Origin of the sequence: Streptomyces sp. LaBMicrA B280, from assembly GCF_049222185.1 — a bacterium.
GTDB classification, from domain to species: Bacteria; Actinomycetota; Actinomycetes; order Streptomycetales; family Streptomycetaceae; genus Streptomyces; species Streptomyces murinus.
Map to the genome: position 1 here is coordinate 243,583 of NZ_JBMJCT010000001.1, position 17,530 is coordinate 261,112.

13 protein-coding genes and 3 pseudogenes are annotated in these 17,530 nt (G+C 72.1%); 8 read left to right on the forward strand and 8 right to left on the reverse strand.

The annotated features are described in order from the left end of the window. Window positions 1-66: 66 nt before the first annotated feature. The 3 pseudogenes from ACLF5H_RS01080 to ACLF5H_RS01090 all read right to left on the reverse strand — a co-directional run. Window positions 67-1,674, reverse strand: a pseudogene (locus tag ACLF5H_RS01080) (helix-turn-helix transcriptional regulator); the annotation flags it as partial. Between the two features lie 79 nt (window positions 1,675-1,753). After that, window positions 1,754-2,927, reverse strand: a pseudogene (locus ACLF5H_RS01085) (AAA family ATPase); the annotation flags it as partial. A 154-nt stretch (window positions 2,928-3,081) separates the two neighbouring features. Further along, window positions 3,082-3,929 (reverse strand): annotated as a pseudogene (locus tag ACLF5H_RS01090) (LuxR C-terminal-related transcriptional regulator). A gap of 181 nt (window positions 3,930-4,110) precedes the next feature. Between ACLF5H_RS01090 and ACLF5H_RS01095 the strand changes: the two are divergent. Further along, the gene (locus tag ACLF5H_RS01095) at window positions 4,111-5,784 is read left to right on the forward strand and encodes an AMP-binding protein (RefSeq protein ID WP_421674170.1); all 1,674 of its coding nucleotides are present in this window, start codon (window positions 4,111-4,113) and stop codon (window positions 5,782-5,784) included. Then, window positions 5,781-7,412: an AMP-binding protein gene (locus ACLF5H_RS01100; protein WP_421674171.1), complete on the forward strand. Its 1,632-nt coding sequence runs from the start codon at window positions 5,781-5,783 to the stop codon at window positions 7,410-7,412. Before ACLF5H_RS01095 ends, ACLF5H_RS01100 begins: the two co-directional genes overlap by 4 nt. A gap of 9 nt (window positions 7,413-7,421) precedes the next feature. Here ACLF5H_RS01100 and ACLF5H_RS01105 read toward each other — a convergent pair whose 3' ends face one another. Next, entirely contained in the window at window positions 7,422-8,240 is an 819-nt protein-coding gene (locus ACLF5H_RS01105; protein ID WP_421674172.1) for a hypothetical protein, read from the reverse strand. 260 nt (window positions 8,241-8,500) lie between these two features. Between ACLF5H_RS01105 and gcl the strand changes: the two genes are divergently transcribed. Further along, a complete protein-coding gene (gcl, locus tag ACLF5H_RS01110; RefSeq protein WP_421674222.1) occupies window positions 8,501-10,279 on the forward strand; it encodes a glyoxylate carboligase in 1,779 nt (592 codons plus the stop codon). Window positions 10,280-10,337: 58 nt separating this feature from the next. Here the strand turns inward: gcl and ACLF5H_RS01115 are convergent, their stop codons facing one another. Continuing rightward, the gene (locus ACLF5H_RS01115) at window positions 10,338-10,571 is read right to left on the reverse strand and encodes a hypothetical protein (protein ID WP_421674173.1); all 234 of its coding nucleotides are present in this window, start codon (window positions 10,569-10,571) and stop codon (window positions 10,338-10,340) included. Window positions 10,572-10,643: 72 nt separating this feature from the next. Between ACLF5H_RS01115 and ACLF5H_RS01120 the strand changes: the two genes are divergently transcribed. Next, window positions 10,644-11,861, forward strand: coding sequence for a Shedu anti-phage system protein SduA domain-containing protein (locus ACLF5H_RS01120; RefSeq protein WP_421674174.1), 1,218 nt, complete (start codon window positions 10,644-10,646; stop codon window positions 11,859-11,861). Between the two features lie 308 nt (window positions 11,862-12,169). Here ACLF5H_RS01120 and ACLF5H_RS01125 read toward each other — a convergent pair whose 3' ends face one another. The 3 genes from ACLF5H_RS01125 to ACLF5H_RS01135 all read right to left on the reverse strand — a co-directional run bounded on the left by ACLF5H_RS01125 (window position 12,170) and on the right by ACLF5H_RS01135 (window position 15,638). Beyond that, window positions 12,170-13,627 (reverse strand): catalase, encoded by a 1,458-nt coding sequence (locus ACLF5H_RS01125; protein WP_421674175.1) that lies wholly within the window; start codon window positions 13,625-13,627, stop codon window positions 12,170-12,172. A 215-nt stretch (window positions 13,628-13,842) separates the two neighbouring features. After that, window positions 13,843-14,736 (reverse strand): 2-hydroxy-3-oxopropionate reductase, encoded by an 894-nt coding sequence (locus ACLF5H_RS01130; RefSeq protein WP_421674176.1) that lies wholly within the window; start codon window positions 14,734-14,736, stop codon window positions 13,843-13,845. 44 nt (window positions 14,737-14,780) lie between these two features. Then, entirely contained in the window at window positions 14,781-15,638 is an 858-nt protein-coding gene (locus ACLF5H_RS01135; RefSeq protein WP_421674177.1) for a TIM barrel protein, read from the reverse strand. Between the two features lie 160 nt (window positions 15,639-15,798). Here ACLF5H_RS01135 and ACLF5H_RS01140 point away from each other — a divergent pair, with 160 nt between their 5' ends. From ACLF5H_RS01140 to uraH, 4 genes are all read left to right on the forward strand, one after another. Continuing rightward, window positions 15,799-16,104: a hypothetical protein gene (locus ACLF5H_RS01140; protein ID WP_421674178.1), complete on the forward strand. Its 306-nt coding sequence runs from the start codon at window positions 15,799-15,801 to the stop codon at window positions 16,102-16,104. After that, the gene (locus ACLF5H_RS01145) at window positions 16,101-16,463 is read left to right on the forward strand and encodes a helix-turn-helix domain-containing protein (RefSeq protein WP_421674179.1); all 363 of its coding nucleotides are present in this window, start codon (window positions 16,101-16,103) and stop codon (window positions 16,461-16,463) included. The genes ACLF5H_RS01140 and ACLF5H_RS01145 overlap by 4 nt, the downstream gene beginning before the upstream one ends. Before the next feature lie 139 nt (window positions 16,464-16,602). Then, window positions 16,603-17,115 (forward strand): 2-oxo-4-hydroxy-4-carboxy-5-ureidoimidazoline decarboxylase, encoded by a 513-nt coding sequence (uraD, locus tag ACLF5H_RS01150; RefSeq protein ID WP_421674180.1) that lies wholly within the window; start codon window positions 16,603-16,605, stop codon window positions 17,113-17,115. A gap of 3 nt (window positions 17,116-17,118) precedes the next feature. Beyond that, window positions 17,119-17,526 carry a hydroxyisourate hydrolase gene (gene uraH, locus ACLF5H_RS01155; RefSeq protein WP_421674181.1) on the forward strand — a complete coding sequence of 136 codons (408 nt, stop codon included), beginning with the start codon at window positions 17,119-17,121 and terminating at the stop codon, window positions 17,524-17,526. Window positions 17,527-17,530: the final 4 nt, after the last annotated feature.

The window sequence follows — 17,530 nt, forward strand, 5'->3', positions numbered from 1 at the left end:
AGGGAACCCCCTAGGGGGTCGGGTGAGGGAAAACCCTCGGTCCGGCTCAGTTAACAGGCGCCGTGCTCAGTGCGCGCGCCGACCTGCGGCCAATCGGACGATGTCGACCCGCGACCGGATCCCGAGCTTGCGGTAGACCCGGGTGAGCGTGGCCTCGACCGTCTTGACGCTGATGAACAGCCGCGCCGCTATCTCCCGGTTGGTGGCGCCCTCCATGACCAGCGCGGCCACCTGACGCTCCATCGCGGCCAGTACGTCCAGCACGTCGAGCGCGTCCAGGGCGGCGGGGGCGGTGCGGGCCGGTTCCGCGTCGAGGGTGGTGAGCGCCTCGTCCACCTGGCGCAGCCAGGGCAGCGCCCGGCAGCGGCGGAACATCCGGGTCGCCTCGTCGTAGGCCGCGGGTCCGGGGCGCCGGCCGCGCAGCCGGGCCAGCGCGAACGCGGCCCGCGCCTCCTCCAGGCCGTAGCCCAGCTTGCCGAGCCGGTCCTGAGCCGATCTCAGCCGGTCGAGCGCCGCCTCGCCCGCGCCCTGCGCGGCCCGCACCAGCGCCTCGGAGCGGTCGAGCACGGCGAGGACGCTCTCCCGGCCGAGCCGCAGCGCGTGCTCCCGCGCGGTGTCGATGACGTCCTGCGCCTCGGCGGGCTCCCCGACGCGCACCAGCGCCTCGGCGAGGTCGCCCTGCCAGCGGCCGCGCGCCGGGTCGGTGATGCCGAGGCCCATCTCCAGGCTGCGCACCCGGCGCAGCGAGCGCACGGTGCCCGCCGGGTCCCCGGCCACCAACTGGGCGTATCCGAGGGCGCCCAGGGCCCGGGAGAGGTACATCTGGTCGCCGTCCCCCTCGGCGTGCTGCACCGCCTCCCGGGCGAGGGTCAGCGCCCGGTCCACGTCCCCGCCGGACGCCTCCGCGAGCGAGGTGAGCATGGCCGAGGCGGTCTCGCCGATCCCGGAGTCCCGGGCCAGCTTGAGACTGTCCCGGGCGAGGTCGAGGGCGCGGCCGCAGTGCCCGGCGCGCAGTTCGGTCTCGGCGAGGCCGCGCAGGAAGTGCACCTCGCTCTCCACCGAGCCGCGTCGGCGCACCTCGCGCAGCAGCCCGGTGACGGTGGCCCGCGCCTCGGCCAGCTGGTCGCCCATGACCAGCCAGCGGAACCGGGCGCTGCCCGCCCCGTTGTGATGCCAGACCACCCGCGGGTCCTGGGGTTCGCGCAGCGCCCGCTTGATGGTGCGGGGCGCCTCCGGATGGCCCATCAGGGTCTCGGTCTGCGCCTGGAAGGCGAGGGCGAGCAGCTCGGTGCGCCGGTCCTTGCCGCGCGCGGCCAGTTCGGCGGCGTGCGCGGCGGCGTCCCGGGCCGCGGTGAAGTCGCCCTCCACGATCAGCGCCCGCCAGCCCAGCTGGTAGTGGACCAGGGCGAGCAGCCGCGGGTCGTCACCGGCGTCCGCGAGGGCCTGCGGGAAGAGGGCGTCGACCTCGGCCATGGTGTGGCCCGCGGTGTCGATGACGATGATCCAGGCGCGCACCCGTTCGGCGGGCACGCTCGCCCGCTTGAGCACCTCGCGGGCGATGTCCCGGGCGAGGTCCACCTCGCCCGCGGTGATGGCGTCCTCGGCGGCGCCGAGCCGGCGTTCCTCCGGGCTGGGCACGCCGTCCACCGGGGTGTGCCGGGCGGCCAGCAGCCCCGAGCAGAAGTAGCCGAGCAGCCACGTCATCTGGCTCACGCCCGGGCCGTCCAGCAGCCAGAACGCGCTCAGCGCCACCAGATAGCGGAGAGCCGGGCGGCGACCGCCGGGTCGGCGCCGGTGGTGGCGAGGGCGAGGTGCCGGGCCCGCTCGATGGGGTCGGAGGCGGCCGTGGACAGCGCCGCGTGCGCGGCCCGCCGCTCCTGCGCGGGCGCCTCCGCGTACAGCGCGGCGGAGATGAGGGGATGCGCGAAGCGTACGGCGGGGGCGTCCGACTCCGTTGCCAGCAGCCCGAGTTCGGCGGCCTGGGCGCACTCCGCCTCGGCGTTCTCCCGGCCCGCCGCGTGCAGCAGCGCCGGGGTGGGCCGGGCACCGGCGCTGGCCACCAGCAGGGTGCGGCGGGCCTCCACGGACAGCATGTCCAGGCGGCTGAGCACCAGGGCGCGCAGCGAGGTGGGCACCGGCAGCGGCTCGCCGGGCCGGGGCGGGGTGCGGCTCTCGGCGAGGGCGCGGCCGAGTTCGAGCGCGAACAGCGGGTTGCCGCCGCTGGTGCGGTGCACCTCGCGGACCGTGGAGCGGGGCAGCCCCCCGTGGCCGCGGTGGCCGAGCAGCTCGGCGATCCGGGGGTGCGAGAGCGGCCCGAGCCGCACGGCGAGGGTGTCCGGCGGGCAGGACCGCAGATGGCGGTCGTACTCCTGGCTGTCCTGGCCCTCCGTCCGTACGGCGCACAGGAGTTGGACCGGGGTGCCGCCGAGCCGGCGGGCGGCGAAGCCGAGCAGTTCGGCGCTGGCCGGATCCAGCCACTGGAGGTCGTCGGCGACGATCAGCACCGGACCACGGGCGGCGAGCGCGCGCAGCGCCGACAGGACCGCGAGGCGCAGGGCGAGGCCGTCGCGCTGGAGGGTGGACTCGCCCCGGCCGGTGAGCGCCGACTCCAGCGCGGTGCGCTGGGCGGCGGGCAGCTGCGGGCAGACGTCGTCGAGGACCAGGCCGAGGAGATCGGCGAGGGCGAGGAACGGAAGGTGGGATTCGGACTCGGTCGCCGAGCAGCGCAGGACGATGTGTGCGGTCGAGGCGTATTCCTCGGCCAATGCCCGCAGGATGGTCGATTTCCCAATTCCGGCCGGTCCGTGGAGCAGCACACTGCCGCCGGAGGCGAGTTGGGCGCGGGCGGCGGCGCACACTTCCTCGCGGCCGATGACCAGGTCCGAGCGGCATCGGGCAGACTCCTGGAAGTCCCGTCGCACGGTCACCGCTCCCCTCGTATGTCGTGTCCGGACCAAATTCTAGGCAACGATCCTTGAAACACGGACGGAAGCCGTGGTGAGGGAAATAACAAACGGTCAAGCATGAGGAAATTCAAAGCATCCGCGCATGAATAGGAAGGTTTCCTTCGGGTCTCGGGGGCTACGGGAGCAGCCCCGCCCTGCGTGCCGCGGTCACCGCCTCCCCCCGGGTGTGCGCGCCCAACTTCCGCATGGCTGAACGCAGATAGCCCTTGACCGTCTCCGGGCGCAACCCCAGCCGCTCGGCCACCGCGGCGTTGGTCGCGCCCGCCGCCACCCAGGACAGCACGTCCAGTTCGCGCGGCGCCAGAGCCGGTCCGCCGGTCGGCCGCGGCGCCGTCAACAGCCCGCAGGCGGCCAGCAGATCCGCGCGCAGGACCGGATCGGTGATCCGGGGCGCGAGCGCCCGCAGCGCCGCGTGCGCCTCACGCACCTGCTCCCAGGCGCCCGTACCGGCCCCCGCGGCGTTCTGCGGGCGGCCGCACGGCGGGGCCCCGCCCCCGCGCCCCCGAGGGGGCCCCGCCCGGCCGCCGTCAGCAGCTCCCACGCCTCGTCCCGCAGGATCAGCGTCTGCTCCACGTCCCGCGCCACCGCGACCGCCGCGCCGAGCGCCCGGTCACCGAGCGGCTGGGCCGAACGCAGCGCGCCGTACAGCACCCCGCGCACCCGGCGCCGTACCACCACCGGCACCGCGAGCACCGAGCGGATGCCCTCGGCGGCCACCGGGATGTCGTACTCGTGGCTGATGTGCCGGGAGCTGGAGTAGTCCGTGACCGCGCACGGCCGGGCCAGCGCCACCGCCTTGCCGCCGAGGCCGCTGCCCGAGCTGACCGCGAGAGAGCGCAGCGCGGCCGTCGACGTGCCGCTCAGCTCGCTGATGCGCACCTGCGGGCGGCCGGACTCCACCAGCCCGCCGAAGGCGACCGGCAGCCCCGTCGCGCGCCGCAGCCGGAGCAGCGCACCGCGGATCTCCACCGCCGTCACGGCCTCTGCTGCCACCTCATCGCTCCTTCGGTGCGGCTGATGTGCGGACCCCACCCCCGTGCGCGCGGGGACCACACCCCCGTTCGGGGGTAGTGAGACCTGCATCACGGATTAGACGATGCCAGGGAGCCGCCCGGCAATGGTCGGGACCATAGGAGGACGACGGATGACGACGGCGACCGATGCCTTCAGGAACGCGCGGGACTTCCTGCTGGCACACCGCGAGGACTATGCCACCGCCTACGACGGGTTCGCGTGGCCCCGGCCGGAGCACTTCAACTGGGCGCTGGACTGGTTCGACGTGATCGCCGCCGGCAACGAGCGCACCGCGCTGCACATCGTGGAGGAGGACGGCCGCGAGACCCGGCTGTCCTTCGCCGAACTGTCCGAGCGCTCCGACCGGATCGCGAACTGGCTGCGCGCGCGGGGCGTCGGCGCCGAGGACCGCGTCCTCGTCATGCTCGGCAACCAGGCCGAGCTGTGGGAGGTCATGCTGGCCGCGATGAAGCTGCGCGCGGTCGTCATCCCGGCCACCCCGCTGCTCGGCCCCGCCGACCTGCGCGACCGCGTCGAGCGCGGCCGGGTCCGGCATGTGCTGGTGCGGGCCGAGGACACCGCCAAGTTCGCCGAGGTGCCCGGCCGCTACACCCGGATCGCGGTCGGCGGCACACCGGAGCCGGACTGGCTGGCGTACGAGGACGCGTACGACGCCCCCGCCGCTTTCACGGCCGACGGGCCCACCCTCTTCGACGACCCGCTGATGCTCTACTTCACCTCGGGCACCACCGCCCGCCCCAAGCTGGTCGAGCACACCCATGTCTCGTACCCCATCGGCCACTTGGCGACCATGTACTGGGTCGGCCTGAAGCCCGGTGACGTCCATCTGAACATCTCCTCGCCCGGCTGGGCCAAGCACGCCTGGTCCAACCTGTTCGCCCCGTGGAACGCCGAGGCGACCGTCTTCATCTTCAACTACACGAGGTTCGACGCGGGTCGGCTGATGGCCGAGATGGACCGCGCCGGGGTCACCACCTTCTGCGCCCCACCGACCGTGTGGCGCATGCTCATCCAAGCCGACCTCGGCCAACTGCGCACGCCGCCACGCGAGGTGGTGGCCGCGGGCGAGCCGCTCAATCCCGAGGTCATCGAACAGGTGCGCAGCGCCTGGGGGTTGACGGTCCGGGACGGCTTCGGGCAGACCGAGACCGCCGTCCAGGTCTCCAACGCTCCCGGCCAGCGGCTGAAGACCGGTTCCATGGGCCGCCCCAGCCCCGGCTACCGGGTGGAGCTGCTCGACGCGGTCACCGGCGCGCCCGGCGCCACCGAGGGCGAGATCGCGCTCGACCTCGCCGACCCGCCCATCGGCCTGATGGCCGGCTACCACGGCGACCCGGACCGCACCGCCGAGGCCATGGCGGGCGGCTACTACCGCACCGGCGACATCGCGGCCCGCGACGAGGACGGCTACCTCACCTACATCGGCCGGGCCGACGACGTCTTCAAGGCGTCCGACTACAAGATCAGCCCCTTCGAGCTGGAGAGCGCGCTGCTGGAGCACCCGGCGGTGGCCGAGGCCGCCGTGGTGCCCGCCCCGGACGAGCTGCGGCTCGCGGTGCCCAAGGCGTACGTCGTCCTCGCCGAGGGCTACGAGCCGGGGCCCGACACCGCCAAGGTGATCTTCGAGCACTCCCGCCAGGTGCTCGCCCCCTACAAGCGCGTCCGCCGCCTGGAGTTCGGCGCGCTGCCCAAGACGGTCTCCGGCAAGATCCGCCGCATCGAGCTGCGCGAGGCCACCGCGCAGGGCTCGGCGGACGAGTACCGTGAGGAGGACTTCCGGTGAGCGGAGGACTTCCGGCGAGCGCCCCGCGGCTGTCGTACGCCCATGGGACGGGCACCACCGCGCTGCTCGGCGACACCATCGGCGCCAACCTCGCCCGTACGGCGCGGACCTGGCCGGAGCGCGAGGCCCTGGTCGACGTGGCGGCCGGGCGCCGCTGGACGTACGCCGCCTTCGACGCCGACGTGGACCGGCTCGGCCGCGCGCTGCTGGCGAGCGGCATCGCCAAGGGCGACCGGGTGGGCATCTGGGCGGTCAACCGGGCCGAGTGGGTGCTCGTGCAGTACGCCACCGCCCGGATCGGCGCCGTCCTGGTCAACATCAACCCGGCCTACCGCACCCACGAGGTGCGCTTCGTCCTCCGCCAGGCGGGCGTACGGCTGCTGTTCGCCTCCCTCAGCCACAAGAGCAGCGACTACCGCGCCATGGTCGAGGAGGTCCGCGGCGACTGCCACGAGCTGCGCGAGGTCGTCTACCTCGGGGACCCGGGCTGGGCGGCGTTCACCGCGCGCGGCGAGTCCGGCGACCGGAGCGAACTGGCGGCGCGGGAAGCGGAGTTGTCCTGCGACGACCCGATCAACATCCAGTACACCTCGGGCACCACCGGCTTCCCCAAGGGCGCCACCCTCTCCCACCACAACATCCTCAACAACGGCTATTTCGTGGGGGAGTTGGTCAAGTACTCGGAGCAGGACCGGATCTGCGTCCCGGTCCCCTTCTACCACTGCTTCGGCATGGTGATGGCCAACCTGGCGGCCACCTCGCACGGCGCCTGCATCGTGATCCCGTCCCCGTCCTTCGAACCGAGGGCCGGCCTGGAGGCGGTGCAGCGGGAGCGGTGCACGTCCCTGTACGGCGTCCCGACCATGTTCATCGCCGAACTGAACCTGCCGGACTTCGCGTCGTACGACCTCTCCACCCTGCGCACCGGCATCATGGCGGGCTCGCCCTGTCCGGTGGAGGTGATGAAGCGGGTCGTCGCCGAGATGCACATGGCCGAGGTCGCCATCTGCTACGGCATGACCGAGACCTCGCCGGTGTCCCTGCAGACCCGAACCGACGACGACCTGGAGCACCGCACCGCCACCGTCGGCCGCGTCCTGCCGCACCTGGAGGTCAAGGTCGTCGACCCGGCCACCGGTGTCACCCAACCGCGCGGTGAGACGGGCGAGTTGTGCACCCGCGGCTACAGCGTGATGCTCGGCTACTGGGACGAGCCGGAGAAGAGCGCCGAGGTCATCGACGCGGGCCGCTGGATGCACACCGGGGACCTCGCGATGATGCGCGAGGACGGGTACGTGGAGATCGTCGGCCGCATCAAGGACATGATCATCCGGGGCGGCGAGAACATCTACCCGCGCGAGATCGAGGAGTTCCTCTACGCCCACCCGAAGATCAGGGACGTCCAGGTCGTCGGGGTGCCGGACGAGAAGTACGGCGAGGAGGTGCTGGCCTGTGTGATCCCGCACGACGAGGGCGACCCGCTGACCCTCGACGAGCTGCACGCCTTCTGCCGGGGGCGGCTCGCGCACTACAAGGTGCCGAGCAGGCTCAGCATCCTGGACGCCTTCCCGATGACGGTGTCGGGGAAGGTGCGGAAGATCGAACTGCGGGAGCGCCACCGGGGCTGAGCCGTCGCCTCACCCCCGTCGCGCGCGGCGCCCCGCTTCCGGGGCGCCGTCGGCGTTCAGGGCGTCGGCGGGGTCGTTCACCGGCTGCGGGACGCCCGCGAGGTCGAGGACGAACAGCGGTACGCCGAGCGAGTCCGCGCAGGCGCGGGCGGCGTCGCCGTACCCGGCGAGCGAGAAGTAGACGCAGTCGGCGGACTCCGTCATTGCGGTCAGCCACAGGCACTCCACGTCCCGGGGCGCGGCGGGCCGTACCGTCGGGTCCACCTGGGCGAGCAGCCCCCGGGCGGCGAGCCCGATGCCGTGCACCGGCCGCTGGTCGGCGCGCCGGATGTCCCCGTACCCGAGCCAGCGCAGATACAGCGCGGTCGCGGTGACGGCGTCCCGGGCGGTGCGGACGGCGTGCGGCTGGAAGGCGCGGCGGGGCGGGGCGGCGCCGGGGGCCTTCGGCCGGTGTGCTCTTCCGATCTGGGCGGCGCCGGGGGCCTTCGGCCGGGCGGCACCGGGCTCGGCGCGGGCGGCGGGAGCCTCGGCGTAGGTCTTCGCCGGGTCCCGGCCCGGGTCCGGGTCCGTCTCCAGCACCGGGATCCGCAGCACCGTGCCGCAGGGGCAGCCCAGTTCCGGGCGCGGCCAGTGGTTGAGCCGCCCGCAGCCGGCGCACGCGGCGCCGATCCACTCGTCGTCCCAGGACCGGTGCCCGGCCACCACCGGCGCGGCGACGCGGTCCAGCCGCGGGGCGGCCGGGGCTCCGCAGGCGCAGGGGTATGCCGGGGCGGTGTAGACATGCTCACGCCGACAGGCCGGACAGCGCACCGGAACGCTCTCGGGCATGGCCCACTCACTCTCGCACGACACCTCGGGACAGCGCTCCCATGGTGCTCCCGCCGTACCGCGTTTGTCCGGCGTTCCCGCGCCACTTGCCGGTGTCTTTGTGTCTCTTGACGAGGTCAACACTCACCCCTACATTGCTTCCAGATAGTAGAAAACAAATTCCATAATGCGGAATTTGGAACCCTCTGGAGACAGTGCTCACCGCGGGGCGCGCCGGGAGTACGCATCCGACACCGAGGCAGGAGTACTCGATGGCTCGTATGACCGCTGCCCGCGCGGCAGTTGAGATCCTCAAAGCTGAGGGCGTCAGTGACGCCTTCGGTGTGCCGGGCGCCGCGATCAACCCGTTCTACAAGGCCCTCAAGGAGGGCGGCGGCATCCAGCACACCCTCGCCCGCCATGTCGAGGGCGCCTCGCACATGGCCGAGGGCTACACCCGGGCGCATCCCGGCAACATCGGGGTGTGCGTCGGCACCTCGGGACCGGCCGGCACCGACATGATCACCGGCCTGTACTCGGCCTCCGGCGACTCGATCCCGATCCTGTGCATCACCGGGCAGGCGCCCACGCACGTGATCCACAAGGAGGACTTCCAGGCCGTCGACATCGCCGCGATCGCGGGCCCGGTGACCAAGATGGCGGTGACCGTGCTGGAGGCGGCCCAGGTCCCCGGCGTCTTCCAGCAGGCGTTCCACCTGATGCGCTCCGGCCGGCCGGGCCCGGTGCTGATCGACCTGCCGATCGACGTCCAGCTCACGGAGATCGAGTTCGACCCGGAGACGTACGAGCCGCTGCCGGTGTACAAGCCGGCCGCGAGCCGCGCGCAGATCGAGAAGGCGATGTCGTACCTGCTCGCCGCCGAGCGGCCCGTCCTCGTGGCGGGCGGCGGTGTCATCGGCGCGGACGCGTGCGCCCTGCTCACCGAGTTCGCCGAGCTGACCGGCACCCCCGTCATCCCGACCCTGATGGGCTGGGGCGCGCTGCCCGACGACCATGAGCTGAACGCGGGCATGGTCGGCGTGCAGACCGCGCACCGCTACGGCAACGCCACCTTCCTGGAGTCCGACTGCGTCCTCGGCATCGGCAACCGGTGGGCGAACCGGCACACCGGCTACAAGCTGGACGTCTACCGTAAGGGCCGCACCTTCGTGCACGTGGACATCGAGCCCACCCAGATCGGCCGGATCTTCCCGCCCGACTACGGCGTGGTGTCCGACGCGCGGGCGGCGCTGGAGCTGTTCGTGCAGGTGGCGCGGGAACTGAAGGCGGCGGGCCGGCTCCCCGACCGCGCGGACTGGATCGCCTCCTGCCAGGAGCGCAAGGCCACGCTGCTGCGCCGTACCCACTTCGACGACGTGCCGATGAAGCCGCAGCGGGTGTACGAGGAGATGAACCGGGCCTTCGGACCCGAGACGCGGTACGTCACCACGATCGGCCTCTCCCAGATCGCCGGCGCGCAGATGCTGCACGTCTACAAGCCCCGGCACTGGATCAACTGCGGCCAGGCGGGACCGCTCGGCTGGACGATCCCGGCCGCGATCGGCGTCGCCAAGGCCGACCCGGACGCGGCGGTGGTCGCGCTGTCCGGCGACTACGACTTCCAGTTCCTGATCGAGGAACTGGCGGCCGCCGCCCAGCACCGCATCCCCTATGTGCACGTCCTGGTCAACAACGCCTACCTGGGCCTGATCCGCCAGGCGCAGCTCGGCCTGGACATCGACTTCCAGGTCAATCTGGAGTTCGAGAACATCAACGCGCCCGAGCTCGGCGTCTACGGCGTGGACCACGTCAAGGTCGCCGAGGGCCTCGGCTGCAAGGCCCTGCGGGTCACCGAGCCGGACCAGCTGGGCCCCGCCTTCGAGGAGGCGAAGAAGCTGGCCGCCCGGTACCGGGTGCCGGTCGTGGTCGAGGCGATCCTGGAGCGGGTCACGAACATCTCGATGAGCCGCACGATGGACATCAGCGATGTCACCGAGTTCGAACCCCTCGCCACGGAGGCGTCCCACGCGCCGACGGCGATCGGCGCGCCGAAGCGCTGACACGGCCCGGCGAAGGGGCGGCCCGGTGGACGGGCCGCCCCTTTCGCTGTGCGCGCTCCTACCCCTCGTGCTCCGAGAGCCCCGGCCACTCCTCGGGCCCGCCGCCCTGCCACTCGATGAGGTCGTCCTCCTCCACCTCGACCCGGTCCAGATCGGCCAGCCGGAGGATCTCCACCACATCGTCCAGATGCGACGCAAGCCCCAGCGTCACCTCCCCCTCGGTGACCCGCCGGGATCCGTCCAGGGCGGGCGCGTGGACGACGATGTGGGGGTGCTGAGCGGGATGTCCCATGGGTTCAGGGTGCGACGCCCGCGGTATTCCCGCACGCCGGGATTGTCAGACCCGGCGGGCACACTTGCACGCATGGCGACACGCAGTGATATGGCCTTGGAGATCCAGCTCGGCGCGGTGGAGAAGGAGACGGCCGAGGAGGCGGTGCGGTCGGCGCTGACCGCCGCCTTCACTCATATGCACAGCGGTGGCAACGGCAGACGCAGAGGGGGGAAGGCGCTCGTGGCGCACCTGGAGGTCGCGCGCGGAGCGGCGGCGGGCGCGGGGGAGTGGCACGTCGTACGGCTGTTGCAGGACTCCTTGGACTATGCCGAGGGCCGCATCAACCAGCTTGATTTTATCGAGCGGTACCGGATCTTCCAGGACGGCGCACGAAGGGAGCTGAACCGGGATTTCGCCGCGTCCTCCCTCCATGCCATGCACGAATGGCTGATCGCGGCGAGCGAGGCGTATCTGCGTGACCATCCCGGGGCGAGCGCGCAGGAGGTACTGAGTCACTTTAGGTCCCAGCGCGCCGACACGAACTTTCTCCAGGCCCCGGACGACCGGCCGGGGCGCTATGTGATCCCGCGCGGCATGTCGGAGATCTCCCTGTGGCTGGAGCGTCTGCTGCGCAGCGACCGGATCGAGATCGAGAACCCGGCGTCGGAAGCCCGTCGCCTCGCCACCTCGCCGGAGGCGCTCGCGCTGCTCGCCGCCGACCAGGACGGGCGGCTGATCCTCCAGGCCGCCGAACTCCAGCGCCGTACCGCGGATCTCCAGGCCCTACGGGCCGTCGTGGACGACACCACCGCCACGGAGGCGGACCTGCAACGCGCCCTGCAAGGGAACCACTGGATCTTCGGCGGGCGGTACGTCGGGGAGGCCGCCCGGCGCCGGCTGGTGCCCGGTGACGAGATGGACATCCCGCTGATACGCGCGGACGGCGCCCTGCACATCGTGGAGCTGAAGCGGTCCATGGGGCTCAAGAGGCCCCTGATCAAGCGGCACCGCAATGCCTGGGTGCCCGCCGACGCCGTGCACGAAGCCGTCGGGCAGGCCGTCAACTATCTCGTCGGGCTGGACGAGAACCGGGCCCGGATCCGTGCGGAGTTCGGCATCGAGACCCGCCGCGCCGGCGCCCTCGTGCTCGTCGGCCACCCCGCCCTGCACGCCGATGTGCCGGAGGAGGAGGTCGCCGAGACGCTGCGCACGTTCAACGCGCATGTCACCCGCGTGGAGGTCCTCACCTACAAGGAACTCCTCGACAACGCCGAACGCTCCCTCGCCGTGGGCGTCGGCCCGGTGTAGGGAGCGTTCTGGTGGTGCCGTCCGGCGGCGCGGCGCTGGGCGCGACAGGTAGGTCGCGCCGCCGGACGGGGTGGGGGTGGGTGGGACCGCGGGGGTGTGATGGAGACCGGGGCTCTTCACTCTGGTCGAGAAGGGGCCCGGCACCTTGACCACCGCACTGGCTCGCACGCCGCCGCGGTCCTCGCCCTGCCCGCGTCCGCCCCGGACGGCCACCCCTCAAACCGGGCCGTCCGGTGCGGCGCGGGCCGCGTGCGCGGGAATGACCTCCCGTCAGACCCCGCACGCCGCCTGCTGGTCGATCGCCGCCCTCAGTCCTCGCGCAGGGCCTCGACCGCTTCCCGCACCCGCCTGCCGTACTCCGGGTCCGCCGCGTGGAAGTGCGCGAGGTTCTTCTCGATCACATCGTCGCGGGAGACCTGGGCGAGGCCCCCGGCGATGTTCGCGACCAGGCGCCGCTTCTCCTCCTCGGACATCAGCCGGTACAGCTCGCCCGCCTGGTAGAAGTCGTCGTCCTTGGTGTGCGACGGCGCGGCATGCGTGCCGGTGTGGCCGGAGACGGGCAGCGGCGCCGCGAGCGGGCGGCCGGTCTCGGCGGGGCCCTCGTAGGAGTTCGGCTCGTAGTTCTTGGCGTACCGGCCCTGGGAGTTGGCCGCCATCAGGCCGTCCCGCCCGTAGTTGTCCGCGGTCGTCGCCCGGGGCGCGTTCACGGCGAGCTGGGTGTGGTTGACGCCCAGGCGGTACCGGTGGGCGTCCGCGTAGGCGAACAGCCGGCCCTGGAGCATCTTGTCCGCCGAGGGGCCGATGCCGGGCACGAAGTTGTTCGGGGAGAACGCCGCCTGCTCGACCTCCGCGAACACGTTGTCCGGGTTGCGGTCCAGGACCAGGCGGCCCACCCGCCGCAGCGGATAGTCGCGGTGCGGCCAGACCTTCGTCAGGTCGAACGGGTTGAAGCGGTACTCCGCCGCGTCCGCCGCCGGCATGACCTGCACGTACAGCGTCCACGAGGGGTGCACGCCCCGCTCGATCGCCTGGAGCAGGTCCGTCTGGTGGGAGTTGGGGTCCTTGCCCGCCAGCTCCTGCGCCTGCTCGCTGGACAGGCAGCGGACGCCCTGGTTCGTCTTGAAGTGGTACTTGACGAAGAAGCCCTCCCCGGCGGCGTTCGTCCACTGGTAGGTGTGCGAGCCGTAACCGTTCATGTGCCGGTACGACGCCGGGATGCCGCGATCGCCCATCAGCCAGGTCACCTGATGCGTGGCCTCGGGCGCGTGCGCCCAGAAGTCCCAGACGTTGTCCGGCTCCTGCTTGCCGGTGAACGGGTCCCGCTTCTGCGAGTGGATGAAGTCGGGGAACTTCAGCGGGTCCTTGATGAAGAACACCGGGGTGTTGTTGCCGACGAGGTCGTAATTGCCCTCCTCGGTGTAGAACTTGAGCGCGAAGCCGCGCGGGTCGCGCACCGCGTCCGCGCCGCCGAGGTTGTCCGCGACCGTGGAGAACCGCGCGAACACCTCGGTACGCCTGCCGATCTCACCGAGGAAGGCGGCGTGGGTGTACCCGGTGACATCGTCGGTCACCTCGAAGTGCCCGTACGCGCCGGAGCCCCGGGCGTGCACCACCCGCTCCGGGATCCGCTCGCGGTTGAAGCGCGCGAGCTTCTCCAGGAGGTGCTGGTCCTGGAGCAGGAGCGGGCCGCCGACGCCGGCGGTGGCGGAGTTCTGGTTGTCGGCGACCGGGGCGCCGGACTCTGTCGTGAGCACGCGCTGCGACATCGTGGACCTTCCATGCGGGTGGCAGCGGAAATCGTCTTCCGCTTTGTGGAGCCTAGAAGTCTGCGTGGAGCCTAGAAGTGGGGTGAACGGGGCGTCAACAGTTTGTTGAATATGGTTCCGGGTCGCGGCACCACTTGGGCGCGACGGGACAGGTGTCAGCGGCACCGCGACCCGGAAGTCTCGAAGGGGGCCCGGAGGCCGGCCCCGGCGAGGCGTCAGACCTGGGCGCCCGACAGCCGTTCCACCGACCGCAGCAGCGCCGAGTGGTCCAGACCGCCGTCGCCCTGCGCGCGCAGGGACGCCACCAGCTGGGCGACCACGGCGCCGACCGGCAGGGCCGCGCCCACGCTGCGGGCGGCGTCGGTCACGATGCCCATGTCCTTGTGGTGCAGATCGATCCGGAAGCCCGGCGCGAAGTCGCGGTTCAGGAAGTTGTCCTTCTTGCGCGTGAGCACCGTCGAACCGGCCAGGCCCCCGTTGAGCACGTCGAGCGCGGCCGGGAGGTCCACGCCCGACTTCTCCAGGAAGACCACGGCCTCGGCGCACGCCTGGATGTTGACGGCGACGATCAGCTGGTTGGCCGCCTTCACGGTCTGGCCCGAGCCGTGCGGTCCGCACAGCACGATGGTCCTGCCGAGCGCCTCGAAGAGGGGCCTCGCCTCGTCGAAGTCGGCCTGCTCGCCGCCGACCATGATGGACAGCACCGCCTCGACGGCCCCGGCCTCGCCGCCGGACACCGGGGCGTCCAGCACCCGGACGCCCTTCTCCTTCGCGGCGGCAGCCAGCTCGATCGAGGTCCCCGGGGTGATCGAGGACATGTCGATCAGCAGGGTGCCGGGACGGACGTTCTCCAGGATGCCGTCCGGGCCGTAGGCGATGGCCTCCACCTGCGGGGACGCGGGCACCATCGTGATCACCACATCGGCGTCCCGCACCGCCTCGGCGATCGAGGGGGCCGCGATGCCACCGGCGGCGGCCAGCCGGTCCAGCTTCGCCTGTTCCAGGGTGTGGCCGGTGACGTCGTAACCCGCCTTGATCAGGTTCTCGGACATGGGGGAGCCCATGATGCCGAGGCCGATCCAGGCGATCTTCGGGAGTGTTGTGCTCATGTTCGGGGGTGCCTCTCTCAACTGCCGTGCGAAGTCGGGGGAGTTCAGCGCGCCGGGCGCGCCTCGCGGGGGAGCCAGTCGAAGGCCTCGGCGCTCGGGCGGTCGCCCGGCTTGTACTCCAGGCCCACCCAGCCCTCGTAACCGGCCTTCCGCAGCCGGTCGAGCAGCTCCGCCAGCGGGAGCGAACCGGTGCCGGGGGCGCCGCGGCCCGGACTGTCGGCGATCTGGACATGGCCGGTCTTCGCCGCGTACCGGTCGATCACCGCGGGCAGGTCCTCGCCGTTCATGGCCAGGTGGTACAGGTCCATCAGGAACGACGCGTTCCCGAGGCCCGTCGCCGCGTTGACCCGGTCGACGACCTCGACCGCGCTCGGCGCCGACACCAGCGGGTAGCGCGGCGACTCGGGCGCGTTCAGCGCCTCGACCAGCAGCGTCGCGCCGATCCGGTCGGCGGCGCGGGCCGCGAGGGCCAGGTTCTCCAGGGCCAGCGCGTCCTGCTCGGCCGGGTCCACGCCGTCCACGCGGTTGCCGTAGAGCGCGTTGAGCGCCGTGCAGCCGAGTGAGGCGGCGAAGTCCGCGGTCACCTCGACATTGGCGCGGAACCGCTCGGACTCCTCGCCGGGGACGGACAGGGCGCCGCGGTCCGGGCCAGGAAGCCGCCCGGCGTAGAAGTTCAGCCCGGTCAGTCGTACGCCCGCGTCCTCGATCGCCCGTTTCAGGGCGTCAAGGCGGGATTGCTCGGGGGTGGGTGAGTCGACCCAGGGCCACCACAGCTCGACCGCGGTGAAGCCCGCCGCGGCGGCGGCCGCGGGGCGCTCCAGGAGCGGGAGTTCCGTGAAGAGGATCGACAGGTTGACGTTGAAGCGCTGGTCTGCGGCGGTGCCCCAGTCGGAACCTGGCATGTCGGGCCGCGCTCCCTTCCGTGGTAGTAATTCCGCATTACGGAAGTTCGTTTCTGCGTATTGGAAGATTGCCGCCGTGTGTCGGTGCTTGTCAAGGGGGTCCGGAGGCCGGTCCCGGCTGGGGCGCCCCGGGGCGCGCACGGCGCGTTAGGTTGTGCGCGTGCGATTGAGAGTGGAGTTCACGACCGAACCCTTCGACCTGGAAGAGGCCCCCGCGCATGCCCTGGCGGCGCGCGAGGTCATCGAGACCGCGGCCCTCGACGCCGTGGACGTCGGCCCGTTCGGCAACACCGCCGAGGGCGGCGCCGAGCCCGTGCTCACCGCGGTGGACGCGCTGCTGCGCAGGAGCCTCGCGGCCGGCGCCACCCGGATCTCGCTCCAGGTCAATGTGCTGGGCGACGAGGGCGGTAGCGGCGACGGCGACGGCAGCGGGGGCGGCCACGGCGACGGGGAGGGTGGTAGATGACCGGGGAGCAGCCCTTCATCGCGGCCGTGAAGCCGCTGGTCGACGCCATGGGCGGGACGATGGTGCCGCCCGACGAGGCCGGTCCCGAGGACGTCGTGCTCGCCTGGGAGGGCGCCGATGTCGTCGCCGTACGGCTGCCCCAGCTCGCCGACTCCCTCGATCACATCCTCGCCGCGATGGAGCGCAGGGAGGGGCGGCCGCTGTCCGACCTGGACCGCAGGGCCAAGCAGGAGGTCGTGCGGATACTGGAGGCGCGGGGCGCCTTCGCGGTGCGGCACGGGGTGGAGACCGTGGCGAGCGCGCTGGGCGTCAGCCGCTTCACCGTCTACAACTATCTCAACCGGGAGAAGGGCAACTGAGGTCCCCGGGGGGTGTGTCGCCGCTTGTAACGGCTCGTAACGCGGAATTTTCAACAAAGTGTTGACGTGGCGTTTCCGGGGGCGTTAGCTATCGGCAGCCCGTTCAGCACATAGGCCGAATCCGGCCACGGAGGCTCCCGTGACGTCGACTTTCACGCCCCCGGGCCTGGCCCGGTTCAACGATCTGGAGGAGCCGGCGGCCGCCGCCGCCCTCCATGAGGCGTGCGCCTCCATGACGTGGGTACGACGGCTGACCGCCGCCCGCCCCTACGCCACCGCCGACGAGCTCTACGCCGCGAGCGACGCCGCCCTGGCCGAGCTGACCGCCGCCGATCTGGCGGAGGCGATGGCCGGGCACCCGCCGATCGGGCGGCCCCGGCCGGGCGATCCGGCCTCCGCCCGCGAGCAGCGCGGCATGGCCGGCGCGTCCGATGGGCTCAAGGCCGAGATGCTCGAACTCAACCTGGCCTACCAGGAGAAGTTCGGGCATGTCTTCCTGATCTGCGCCACCGGTCTGACCGGCGAGCGGATGCGGGACGCGGTCAAGGAGCGGATCGGCAACGCGCCGGAGCGGGAGCGGGAGATCGTCCGCACCGAGCTGGGGAAGATCAACCGCATCCGACTGGCCCGACTCGTCGAAGAGGACGCCTGACCCATGAGCACCAGCACCACCGCCTCCGTGTCCACGCACATCCTGGACACCTCGATCGGCCGCCCCGCCGCGGGCGTCGCCGTCCGCCTCTCCGCCCGCCCGGGCGGAGGCGCGGACTGGGTCGCGCTCGGCGGCTCCGCGACCGACGCCGACGGCCGGTGCAAGGACCTGCCGACGCCACCGGTGGGTACCACCCAGGTACGGCTCGACTTCGCCGTAGAGCCGTATTTCCGAGAGCAATCAGCGAACCAGCAAGCCGATGCGCAGCAGGACGCCCCCGCGAATCGGGACAGCGGACCGGCCGTGTTCTTCCCCGAGGTGGCGATCACCTTCGCCGTCGTACCGGGCGAGCACTACCACGTACCGCTGCTGCTCAACCCGTTCGGCTACTCCGTTTACCGAGGGAGCTAGCTAC